We start from the raw sequence: 12,825 nt of genomic DNA, 5'->3' as shown, positions 1-12,825 counted from the left end.
AGTTTCAAAATGGGAGGCTTAGCGCATCTTTTTCATCTCGAAGGTCTTGCCCTCAAGAGCCTCCTTCAGAAAGACACCCCAGAAGTCGGTGGGTTCATAGGACCAGTCCTTGATCAGGACGGGGGTTGCCTTTGGGTGCATGGAAAAGCCGGTGTAGTTGAGATTGTACTTTTGGACCATGCCGAGTGCATCGGGCACCCAGGTGTATGGATTCTCCTGCTGGTTGCCCGGGATAAAGGACATCTTCTTTTTGTCCGCGCCAAACTCACCCACCAGAACCGGGTATTTCTCGGCGATGTCGAGGAAGTGTTTTTGCCAGCCTCCATGCCAGTTATAGAAGTGGGTGGCATACATGATGCCGAAGCCGCCGGCTTGCTCTTCAAGAGCGTAACCATTCAGGATGCCTCTGAGGTCCAAGGCGTAACTGAGCCCACCCGCGATGATCACATTGCGGGCTCCGGTCGAGCGGACGGCTTCAACCAAAGCCTGCATGCCGACCACCTGGACGGTGACCGGTTCCTTACTGCCCTTCTTCTTGACCTCCTTTTCCCCGCCGTTGCGCCAGAGCTCCCAGTCGATCCCGTGTGGTTCATTGTAAAGGTCGAAGAGCACGGCAGGGTTGTTGGCATAGTGTGCGGCCGCATCCAGCCAGAAGCGGCGGGCGAATTCCTGCGGCGCACCGTAACTGTGCAGGTCGAGTATGACATAGGCGCCTTCGCCGGCCGCCATGGCCACGGCATCGTCAACGATTTGGCGATAGGCGGCCGCATCGTTTGACGGAATCTTGCTGCCTTTGCCCTCACCGAACCAGAAGCCGTGATGCACCGGCAGACGGATGGCGTTGGCATGCCATTCCTGCAGGGCGACTTTGACGGAACGGTGGATGTGTTCGCCCTTTGGGGACCACTCCAGACTGACGATATTCAAGCCTTTCAGGATGACCGTCTCATGGTCGGCGTTGACCAGACGGTTTCCATACACACCCAACTGCCGGGTCTTTGGTTCGGCCTGCAGCATCGTTTGGATGATTTTCTCGTCCTCGACCTTTTTGAGTGCTTCGGCTTCCTTCTTGCGAATCTTTTCCAAGCGTGCCGCTTCGAGCTCCTGGAATCGGTCTTCGGACATGGCAAGCAGTCGGACCTCGTCGAGATCAAGGATGCCTGACTTGGGACGGTTCAGGCACAAGTTGACCCGGAAATAGGCCGCGCCTTCCGGCACGAGGTAGTCGCGTGAGATCTGGGTCCAGGGCTGGGCCTGGGAAAAGAAAATGATATCCTTGAGCTTTGGGCCCACCGGTTGCATGTCGGCGTCGTAGAAGCGGAAGCGCGCACGCGCATCGCAGAGCCAGCCGCCCTTGCCGAACTGGACATTCTCGTTCCGGAATCGGGCATGGAAGACGACGCCCTTCAGGCCTTCGGGCAAGGGGGCGTCCTGTACTAATTGAACCAGTTGGTTTTCCGCTAGGGCGGTTAAGCGCATGTAGGCATAACCATCCTCTTCATTCAAGCGTTCGATTTTGCCCTCTGTGCCGGCGCGCCAGGATTCGGGAACCTGTCCCTCGCTGAGCGCGCTTTCAAAGTCGCCGTTCTGTATGTAGGAAGGCGCAAGCTCGGATGAGAGCCGGGGGGCATCCGTCTTGTCGGCTGCCTGCGCGAGGAAGGGAATGACAAACAGGATACAGAGGGGGAGATGTCTTATTAAATACATGGTGTGCGGGGAAAATGCCTATACCAGATTTCTTGCGGGCAAGCGACAAAGCATTTGTCACGCAAGTAGTTGCCTTCCGTGTTTCGGCCAGAGGCTAACTCTCCAGGATTGCCTTCCGGTACGCTTTGGGGCTTTGTCCCGTCTTCGACTGGAACCAGTTTGTGAAGTTGGCCGGGTCGTTGAAGCCCAACTCGTAGCCGATCCGCTTGATCGGGGTCGATGTCTGGACCAGCATCTTCTTGGCATGTTCCTCTTTGCGCCGGTTAAAATAGCCGCAAGGAGTCATGCCCATATCCTTCACGAAGAGACGATTGAGTTGAGCCACGCTGATCCCGATGACTTTCGCAACATCCTGTTCGCGCATCGGATGGTCGATGGGGGCACGTTCGAGATAGGTCTTGGCATCGTTGACCCGGTCGTCCGTCGTGACCAGTCGGTAGGTTTGGGCACCCAAGTCTTCCATCACCCGGAAGTAGATTTGTATCCACTCCAGAAATGCGCACTGTATACTTAAGAAGTTCTGCATTTTGACCGTTACGAACTGCATCTGGTTTTTGGCCTCGAGCATCTTCTTACCGCTAATCTTCATCAGCTTATGGGTTGCCCGTTCCAGTTTGGGGTAATCCTCGGCGCTGCATTTGCGTGGCACTTCTTCTTGTATCGCTTCCCGGTCTTCAGTCCAACTTGCCATAAAGCGAAGAGAAACGAATTGGAAGTCCGGGCTGAAGGAGCGCTGGTCTCCTTCGAATGGGGGGAAGACCCAATCACCGGCAAGTCCGGTGACTTCTTCGCCGCCGCCCTGAATGGATACGCTTCCTTTCCGGACCCACCAGGCCGATAAGCCGGGGAGCGCATGGCGAACCTGACGTACATTACTCGAGGGGGAGCCTTCATAAATCCAGAGCAGTTGGAAGCGCAGGTTGTTCCAGTCGAGATAGCGCAGGGGAGCGGACTTATTGGTAAGCATGAGTGTAATTCACAATTATTTGTGCAATTCTGGCAAGCCATTTGAGTTGTCCGGATCGGCTGTAGGAACAGAATCCGATCCGTATTTAACACCCAAATTATCCTAAATAACGCTACTTTGTTATGACATCATTAACTCCAAAAATCATCGGTAAGTTGACCGCTACGACGGCGCTTTTCGTGGCCATGGCTCTGAGTTCAGAGGCCCAGACGCTCATCTCCCACTATACCCTGGACGGGACCGTAGCGGATTCGGGAAGTCTCGGAATCGACGGAGCACTGCTCAACGATGCCGGCTTTACGGCAGGGGGGGCGGGCTCATTCAGCCAGGCACTTTCCACGGACAGTGTTGGTTCGCAGAATTTCTTCAGGGCGGATACCTCGGACAATTCGGCTTTTGGGCTCGATGCCATTACTATTGCGATGTGGGTGAACATCAGCTCTTTCAACGACACGGATCGTCTTCTCTCGAATGTGACTTCCAGCACAGGCTTTGACTTTTACTTGACTAACTCTGGCACGAGTTCTGGAGACTACCGCCTGGTATTCAACTTTAACAGCACTTCGGGCGCTGTCTATTCCAGCGATGATGCTGCATTGCAAACCACTGAGTGGGTCTTTGTCGCGGTCACTTACGACAGCTCGATCGTATCCGGCGATAATGTCTTCTTCTATGTGGGCAATGAGTCGACATCGCTGGCATTGACTAGTGGTGCGCAGAAGAGCGGATCAATTGTCACAAGTACCGCGGATTTGGAAATTGGAGGGACCCCTGCAACAGGAAATGACCGCACTCCCGTCTCGCTCTTCAACGATGTCCGGATTTACGACGGTGCTTTGAGCCTTTCCGAGTTGGAAGGACTGCGTGTTGCAGTGATTCCGGAGCCTTCTACATACGCGATGGGTCTGGGACTGATCGGGTTGCTCTTCGTTTTTGCCCGCCGCCAGCGGAAGTAGTGCCGGCGGCGTTGACGCTGGCTTCTTCGGGTTCAACGTTTTGGGCTGTTGCTATGGTCTGAACGGACAGGTTTTCTTAATTTCAAAATAATAACGATTCCGACGGAACTTCAGACCGATGTGAAGGTCCTTGGCTTGGTGACTTTGTTTTGCGCCGTGCGCCGTCCTCAGGCGGGCCGGCCGGAATAGTTACAGTTTAACCATTGTCGAAAGCGGGGTGCACCTTCGGGGCATCCCGCTTTTTTATGGTTCATCGTGAATGGCTCGGACTTACGGAAGGGATTGAACTTGCGGGTGACTGGGTGCCTTCTCAGCTACAGAGACGGTGGCTGAAGCCACCGCTACGGAGAAACCGTTGCGTCAGCCGTAGTGGCGGCTTGAGCCGCCATGTGCGTCGTACCAGTCCGAATTTTTGTTGCGGGCGAGATTATCAAGTTTCCGTGCTTGAGGTCATGGAAGGCCGCTACGCAAGTAATTGCATACAAGGAGGATTGTCAGCTTTCGCTGGTTTGAGCAGAACTCTATGCACTAGGTACACGCTGCCGACTCGCATTTTTTTTTCTAATACTTTATGGAAACCACAGAATTCATGTTTGGTGTGGCGGCTCAACTGCCATCACTGGAAGCGCGGGATTTTTCGTTGATGAAAGATGCCGGAATCGGCTGCTTGCGCTTCGGTGACTTTAAGTTTGACCTCGCTGCTTTCGTTCAGGGGCGTCCTCAGGGGGAAGGCTTCCGTCAGGCTTCCGCACGGGTTCGTGACTTGTGCGGGGAAGGGTTTCGGTTGATCGGTATCACGCCCGGACCGCGTGAGATGGCCGCTGTCTCGCTTGAGCCGGGGAGTCACGAATATTACCAAGCCTATGACCGGATTTGCCGTTTTTTGGCAGAGACCTTCGGCGAGTGGATCCAGTGGTGGCAGGTGGCCAACGAGCTGGACATTTGGATTTTCCGGGACCAGTTGGATCTGGTCCAGTCGGTCAAGTTCCTGAAAACAGGCATCCGCGCGATGAAGTCGGTCCGGCCCGACTTAAAGGTCGGGATCAATATTACCTTGTTCCCCTCGCTCCCCGGAGAGGTGGACGGCAACACCGACGCGCATGAGGGGCTCGTTGTGGCGGAGGGGATTTATGGGGATCCCACCTTGCCGGTCGACTACGCCGGTTTTGACAGTTACCCCGGATCCTGGCGGGAAGGGGGGCCGGAGAGTTGGCATGCCTACCTCGACGATTTCCATGCCCTGACCGGAAAGCCGGTTCTTGTCCAGGAGTTCGGCTATGCCTCCGCCGGAGGCATCATGAGCCCGGAAGAGGCGGCTTCGGGACTCTATCCCTGCGAGTCCAAGAAATGGAAATTCCACTGGAGGGGGGAACACAGTGAGGCGGTTCAGGCTGCTTACCTGCAGGAGTCCCTGCGTATTTTTCGTGGGAAGCCCTTCGTGCTCGGCGCGATCTACTACAACTGGCGTGATGCAAAGCGATGCTGGCAGTGCAAGAAGCCGGATTGTCCGGCCGAGACTGCCTGGGGCCTACTGGATCAGGAGGGGCAGCCCAAACTATCCTACGAGACCCTTAAAAAGGATTTCATGCGTTCCGCGGAGTAAGCGGGCAGTCTGGAATGGCGCAAACTGAAGCAGGTTCATCGAATCTTTAGGCTGACTCGGGGCTAGGGGGGGGAGTGGCTGCTTTAGCTGCGAATGGCACTACTTTAAGGACAAATAGAAGGGTTCCTATTGCAACAAAGCGTCGCTCGTAGTGGCTGCTTTAGCTGCCATATTCAGCATCCTAAGCCACCTCGGCTCGATGGCGACTGAAGTCGCCACTACGATAAGAAGCTTAAAGTAGTGCCATTCGCTTTAGCTGCCATATTGCGCTTGCACGTGCTTAGCCTGGATGGCGACTGTGCTTCGGCCATTCGACAAGCTCATGATAGGCGAAGCTTAGGCCGGGAAAGTCGCCACTACGGATCAAGTCTTTTATTCGAAGCGTTATTTGAGGGTGGGGGCACTGGACAATTAATGGATGCAATCTATTGCGTTTTCAATGCGTTGAATCAGTCGGGGACCGGTGCAGGGATATGGTTTCCCCTATGCAAACGAGTCTGCCGGTAGTCTGCGATTTCAGTGCGCTGCTGCTCGATGTCTTACAAATGGAATAGCCGTAACATGAAGCTGAGTCGCCCCAATTTTCTTTTAAAACTGCTAGCCTTAGGTGCTTTTGCGCTCGCACAAGTCCCGAGCATCTATGCGGCCTATACCGGTCGTATCGAGGTTCAGACTTCAGTGGATGTCGGCGCGTCACCATCTGTCACGCTCACTTGGGACCAGCAGCTTCAGGACGATGGCGATACCGCTGACGGCGAAGTCGTGATCTATCGTCGTGACTTCGGGCAGGACGGATCGGAAGCCAATGCGGGGTTTGTCGAACTGCAGACTGTCGACTATCCGGGTATTGAGTATGTCGATACGACTGTCGAAGTCGGGCGGCGCTATGAATATAAGGTCCTTCGTCCGTATTACTACAGCACGGCAAAAGGTGCGAGTTACAGTACTGAATATGCTTACGTCGGGGTCTCGGTCGAAGCACCGCTCTACGAAAATCCCGGCACCTTGTTGCTTGTGGTGGATTCGGAAGTCGCGGCGGTGTTGGGAGCTGAGTTAAGTCTGCTCGAGATGGACCTGGTGGCGGATGGCTGGATTGTCGAGCGTATGGATTTCGCACCTGAAGGCGTCGGCACGCATCAGGATTTGAAGGCGGCCATTGTGCAGGCCTGCACTGACAACCCCGACATTAACTCGCTCTATCTCTTTGGCCATTTGCCGATCGCGCGCTCGGGCTTGATTGCTCCGGATGGACATGCTCCGGGGCGTGCGCATGAGACGGACCAGTATTATGCGGATTTGGACGGGGTCTGGACGGATACGACTTTAGACCAGGATTACTCGGGAGGTGATCCCGCTGAAGTCGATAATATACCCGGAGATGGTAAGTTCGACCAGAATGCGATTCCATCCGTCGTCGAATTGCAAAGTGGACGTGTCGATTTCTCCGGTATGACTGCCTACCGCAAAGGAGAACGTGAGTATCTGCGGGATTATATTCAGAAAGCGCATGCATGGAAGCATGGCTACCGGGAGATCCCTTACCGTGCGCTGAACGATTATTATGATACCTATCTTGATGTGATGTATCAATGGATGCTTCCGATGTTTGGTGATGACCGGGTGAGCACGGCTGGTTTTAGGCCGACCTTGTCGTATCAACCGATGTTGATGGCGGGGCGTTTCTTGATGCAAAGTGGCACCGTAGAGGACCAATATACTGCGGTCGAAAACAAGACGCTGATCGGATTTATCTTCGCCAGTTACAATCAACACTGGGCGCGCAGCAATGCACCGATGCGCGGGGTCTTGGCCCAGCCGGACTGGGGGCTGAATACGCTCTGGGGGGCACGCCCGAATTACTATTTTCACCAGATGGCAGTCGGGCAGACTGCCGGCTATTCGCTCCTGCGAGCCGTGAATAACTATTCCAATTCGAGTCTCGGGAGAACGACGGACTACTATCACACCGGTAGCTTTCCACACTATGTCCACATCAACATGATGGGGGATCCCACCATACGTTTGAATCCCGTTCAACCGGCCGCTAACCTGCAGGTGTCCCAGTCGGAGGGCAATGCCGTCCTGAGCTGGTCGGTTCCGGAGGATTCGACTCGTGTCGGCTTTCATGTCTATCGCTCGCAGGAGCGTTTGGGGGCATACACGCGCTTAAACACCGACCTGCTTGCCGCCGATGCGGTGAGTTTTACGGATACCTCTGTTCCGGAAAGTGGAGATACCTATTACCAGGTGCGGGCCGTGGCCTTAACTGAGATCGAGACAGGTAGCTACTACAATCAATCGGAGGGCATCTTTGCCCTTCTTCGTGAAGACGGTAGCGGATCGCAGGCGCCGGTTCCCGAAGCACCTGACGCTGTCGTTCCAGTTGCGAGCAATGCTCCGACACGTTTGCACTTCCCCGGGGTTGATGCGGACGGGGATGACTTTTTCCCGGTGGTGATCAAGAATCCGGAGAATGGCCAGCTGCGCTGGAGCGACGGCCAGGCGTATTACGTTTCGTCGACCGATTATCTGGGGGGCGACCGCTTGACTTATTGCTTGAGTGACGGATTGCAGCAGAGTGAGCCGGTCGAGATGGCGATCCGTGTGGTGGCCCCGGCGGATACGGACATTCTGCTGGGGTGGTCCTGGCTCGATTCGCTTTCCGCTCCGTCGAGCACGTTCAACAATTTCCGCATTGAGCCCGCGAGCTTGGTGCTGGGCGGCGGACTGAAGATAAAGACGACTTCCGAAGCTTTCGGTATGTCCGGAGCGGATTCGGGTAGTTTGAACACAATTGATTATGTGGCTTGGACTCTGGCCCCTCAAAGCGGTTCCACCGTCTCGGTGGACCGGGTCACTTTCTTCCTCTACAGCAGTGGGGCGGCGATTTCGGATCCTTATCCGGCGATCAATGCCGAGCTACGTATGAGCACGGACGGCTTCGCGAGCTACACGACACTACCGCTGGAGCAAGGCTCCCTGATCGAGGCATTTCACCAATCCGACAACGGCGGGGTGATCTGTTCGGCGGATACGAGTGCGTTCGGCGCTTTGCAGAATGTGGCGGACCCGGTTGAATTTCGTATTTATATCTGGAACACCGCTTCCAGTGCCATTTGCGGCATCGGCAAATCGGGCGACAATTCCGCCCAACGCGCCTGGGATATCGCCGTATTTGGCCAGAGTGCACTGGCGATTCCGGTGGCGGATGCCGGTGCGGACCAGACACTCACCGATGGGAATTACCTGGTCACTCTGGACGGGAGCGATTCGGAGGGATTGGACTTGAGCTATAGCTGGAGCCAAGTGTCCGGCCCTGCCGTAGTCCTGAATGCCGCCTCGACGGCACAGCCGGATTTTTCCGCTGCGGTTGCCGGTACCTATGAATTTGAGCTGGTTGTCAGCAATGCCGGCGGCAGCGACTCCGATTCGGTGATCGTGAACTTGAGCGAAGGCGATCTCGACCCCTTTGTCTCCGCAGGCGGCAACCGATATGTTGCACCCGGTGATCTGGTTTCTTTGGCCGGAGAAGCCTATGACTTGGACGGTGACAGCCTTGCGCTGGAATGGACGCTCGTTTCCGGTCCGGAAACGCTGACTTTGACGAACCCGGACCAGCTCAGCATGAGCTTTACACCTACGGTCAGCGGCAGCTATGTCTTCGCTCTGACTGTGGTGGCCAATGGCGTGGAAGTCAGCGATGAGGTGACCGTGGTGGTGACTGCGAGCAATGTGCTGTGGTGGGGCGGTGGTGCTTCCGACCTCGCTGGTACGAGCATCGACGAACTGGCCGACGATTACGCGAACATGGATGGTACCTGGAACAGTAGCTTGCTGAACTGGAATCCGGACCCCGCGGTAACGGATGGCTTCCAGGCATGGACTGAAGGGGCACATGCCTTCCTGCGGGTGGACTCCAGCTATAACTCGACTATTACACCCGATGTCCGTTTGGCGGAAGATGTCGTGGCGGGCTCGATCACCGCTTACTTCCCCGAGGGAGCGCTCAAAAAGGAGTTCGATTTGACCAGTTTGGACAGTACGGATCGTACGCTGACCCTCGGCGAGGACCCATGGATTCACATCAACTTTGATACCGGCAGTAATATCGGATTGAACTTTAAACGCCGGGGCGGCGTGTCCGGCAAGGGCGCTGTGCTGCTGGGCGGTTCCCACGGCTTCAATTTCCGGGTCGATACCTTTGACGGCTCGCCGAGCTACAGTCGCTACATGGATCTGGAAAGCTCCGTTCTGAGCGGTGAAGCGCTGGTTCACTCAGGCAACCTGAACATCGGCTCCTCCTCCTCAAATGCGACGGGCTTGCCGAATATCGACAGTCTGGCCCTGATCGGGAATATCGCCTATACGCGCGTCTATTATAACTCGACCAGTGACGACCGTATCTCCGATGCCGCAGGACTGCGCTTCGGGGTCGGGTCTCTGCGCTTTACCGTCCCGAACGACAGTTTCTCCATTACCGAGTCGGTGGACCGGGTGATCCTCGATGGCAGCGGCATGTTGTATTGCTACGGAGGCCGGAGCTCAAATTTGGGCATTTTGACCCTGTCACTGGCAAACGGCTTGGACCGCGGTGTGACCGGAATGGGGACGCTGGTAACGATGAATACCTACACGACCGGAGGCTTGGGGGTGACTTCCGGGAACGGCTTGGTCCTGGAGGGACATGGCCTTCCGGCCAACACCTATTTCCCCTGGGCGGTTAATTTCGGCCTGGCCGAATATTTGGACGGCTCCACCGGCGGCACGAAAGACGCGGGCTTCCTCTGCACGGATTCGACGGGGAAATTAATGGTCCGTGCGAGCGAGGAGGGGAGCGCGACACTTTCGGATGCCTCCTGGTTGGGCTACGACAGTAGCAGTGACGTGGTCGTGAAAACCCAGGCCCTGAGCGGGGAATTCGCCGGAGACGTCACCGTTCGCAGCCTGGCAATTTCATTGAGTTCATCGACCACCCTGGATTTGGGGGGAGGTACCCTGACCACCGAATCACTCGCGTTTGGGGACAAAGACGGACGGGCGCTGTATATCGGGTCGAACGATTCCGACCGGGGAGTCGTGACCTCCGACACCGGCGTGCTTTACCTGATGGTGGCTGAAGCCAGTATCGCAAGCACGACAGGCATCAATCTTCGTTCTGTTATTGAGGGTGATATCGATGTGGTCTTTGCCGCGCCGAACGGACGGTTTTCGGTGTATTCGGATCAAACCTACACGGGGCGCACCTTTGTGCAAACCGGCTATTTCATCCTGGAAGACTCGGTGTCCTTCGACTACACATCCGAGATCAATCTGGCACCGGGAGCGAAGTTCGACTGCGGCGAGGCCGACTTTACCCTGGGAGGCATCCAAGCCCAAGTCCTCAGTGGCGGCGGCAATATTTATGGCAGTGTCCGCCCGGAATACTTCCGGTTTACCATGGGCAGCCATGCGGTTCTGTCGCCAGGCAATCCGGGGGCGAACCAGACCTTTTGCTTTAATTTCGATGAGGGCGGCAAACTCGTCTTTGATCCCGGAAGCCGGATTGAGTTGGATTTGAATACGACGGATGATAGTGACCGGATCACATTCTTCCAGACCGGTGATTGGTTGCGCGCTTATGACCGGCCCGCGCTGGACCTGAACCTGGGTGCTGGTTTCGATTACAGCCGCACGTATACCCTCATCGATCAGGTGACGACCGACGGTTTCGGCTTCAGTGAAATTACGGGCTACGATAGCGTCAATTATGTACCTCTGGTGACGCATAGCGGTGATGCTTACCGCCTTGATTTTATTCTCATTCCGGAAGTGCTGGCGACTCCCGGGACTGCCTATGAGATCTGGGCCGCCGGAATCGACTGGATGGGTGCAGACGCTTCGGCCGGAGCCGATCCGAACGGGGATGGCGTGAGTAACTTCCTGTGCTTTGCCTTGGGCTTGGACCCCTTGCAAGCTGTGGGGCCGGGCGACCTTCCGCAGGTGACTTATGATGCGAGCACCGCAGGCGGTCCCTGGCTGGTCTTTGACTTCCGGGTCAATGCTTCGGAGACCGGCTTGAATTACGAATTGCTGACGAGTTTCAACCTGCAAACCTGGGACAGCCTGCTGGTCGATGACGTGAATGTGATTGAGGAGCAGGTAGGCTCTGATGGGGATGCGGACCTGATGCGTGTCTGGGTTAAAACCGATGCCGCAGAAGACAGTCAGTTCTTGAAACTACGTATTAGTGAATAAGCTTTCTAAATCGTTCGTCTCGCCTTCGAAAAATATCAGTCTAATGAATAAATCTACAATGCAAAGAATCCGCCCCCTGCTACTGCTTATGTTGCCCGCTCTTGTGCACGCATCAAATGTGAGCTTTCAAAAAGATGTCGCCTATCTGGGCCCGGACCGCGCGGAGAAGATGGATGTCTACACGCCGAAAGGTGAATCGGATGGGCCGCGTCCTGCGGTGCTTTGGATTCATGGCGGCGGCTGGGTCGGCGGCAATAAGTTGAGCAAGCGCGAGAAGGTGATTTGTAAGGCATTGGCCGAGGAAGGCTATGTGGCCTTTTCGATCGATTACCGGCTCGGCAGCTACAAGTCGAAGACACTGCCCGGTGGCGGCGTGGACGTCCCCTGGCCGCAAAATATTTACGACTGCAAGTCGGCGCTCCGGTATATCCGGAAGGAGTCGGCACGCTTTGGCGTCGATCCGGACCGAATCGCGGTGGCGGGTGGTTCCGCCGGGGGCCATCTGGCTCTGCTCGTGGGCGTCAGCGGAGACGTGGACGCGTTGAATCACGGGGGACTTTACTTGGAGCAGAGCAACCAGGTTGCCTGCATTGTTGATTTTTACGGTATCGTTGAGGTGACCGGAGGGAGACAGAAACTCTTTGCCGGTGACACCGATGCCGAGACGGCGGAGAACCTGCGCCTCGCCAACATCCTCACACATGTCGATAGGGAGACCCCGCCGGTGTTTATCGCGCACGGCACCCGGGACGGCACGGTCAAGTTAAGTCAGTCGAAAAAGTTGGCTGACGCACTCACGCAAGCCAATGTCCCGCATACTTTCATCGAAGTGGAGGGCGCGCCGCATTCCTTCGATTTACAGCCCGAACAAATGGATCTACGTCCGGCATTGTTCGAGTTCCTGGCAAAGCACCTGAAATAGAGCTCGTTGGTCGAAGTCGGTGCGCGAGATTATCTGTAGTCAATGCGATTAATGGAGGGCGGACCTCAGTGGCCGCCGCAGTGTTGTAAGCTATCGTGTTATGTGTGAGTGAGCGCAAGATTCGCGGTTGCGACAGAGCGCAACCCTCCAAGCGGGGTATCGTGATCGCTCGGGGTCCGGTGGAGGGCGGCCCTCAGTGGCCGCCGCAGTGTTGTAAGCTACAGTGTTATGTGTGAGTGAGCGCAAGATTCGCGGTTGCGACGGAGCGCAACCCTCCCAGCGGGGTATCGTGATCGCTCGGGGTCCGGTGGAGGGCGGCCCTCAGTGGCCGCCGCAGTGTTGTAAGCTACAGTGTTATGTGTGAGTGAGCGCAAGATTCGAGGTTGCGACAGAGCGCAACCCTCCAAGCGGGGTATCGTGATCGCTCGGGTCCGGT

At 56.1% G+C, this 12,825-nt stretch carries 6 protein-coding genes; 4 read left to right on the top strand and 2 right to left on the bottom strand.

Annotation, left to right across the window (positions count from 1 at the left end):
- Positions 1–18 precede the first annotated feature (18 nt).
- Both O2597_RS00705 and O2597_RS00700 read right to left on the bottom strand, forming a co-directional pair.
- Entirely contained in the window at positions 19–1,707 is a 1,689-nt protein-coding gene (locus tag O2597_RS00705; protein ID WP_269522249.1) for a glycoside hydrolase family 5 protein, read from the bottom strand.
- Between the two features lie 94 nt (positions 1,708–1,801).
- Entirely contained in the window at positions 1,802–2,674 is an 873-nt protein-coding gene (locus O2597_RS00700; RefSeq protein ID WP_269522248.1) for a helix-turn-helix domain-containing protein, read from the bottom strand.
- A 122-nt stretch (positions 2,675–2,796) separates the two neighbouring features.
- Between O2597_RS00700 and O2597_RS00695 the strand changes: the two genes are divergently transcribed.
- From O2597_RS00695 to O2597_RS00680, 4 genes are all read left to right on the top strand, one after another.
- Positions 2,797–3,630, top strand: coding sequence for a LamG domain-containing protein (locus tag O2597_RS00695; protein ID WP_269522247.1), 834 nt, complete (start codon positions 2,797–2,799; stop codon positions 3,628–3,630).
- Positions 3,631–4,201: 571 nt separating this feature from the next.
- Positions 4,202–5,233, top strand: coding sequence for a glycoside hydrolase family 113 protein (locus O2597_RS00690; protein ID WP_269522246.1), 1,032 nt, complete (start codon positions 4,202–4,204; stop codon positions 5,231–5,233).
- Between the two features lie 561 nt (positions 5,234–5,794).
- Positions 5,795–11,467: a PKD domain-containing protein gene (locus tag O2597_RS00685; RefSeq protein ID WP_269522244.1), complete on the top strand. Its 5,673-nt coding sequence runs from the start codon at positions 5,795–5,797 to the stop codon at positions 11,465–11,467.
- A 43-nt stretch (positions 11,468–11,510) separates the two neighbouring features.
- Positions 11,511–12,389, top strand: coding sequence for an alpha/beta hydrolase (locus O2597_RS00680; protein ID WP_269522242.1), 879 nt, complete (start codon positions 11,511–11,513; stop codon positions 12,387–12,389).
- Positions 12,390–12,825 lie beyond the last annotated feature (436 nt).

The organism is Coraliomargarita parva (genome assembly GCF_027257905.1).
GTDB lineage: Bacteria > Verrucomicrobiota > Verrucomicrobiia > Opitutales > Coraliomargaritaceae > Coraliomargarita_A > Coraliomargarita_A parva.
The sequence above is the reverse complement of the archived record's forward strand: the minus strand, read 5'-3'. Positions and strand labels throughout refer to the sequence as shown.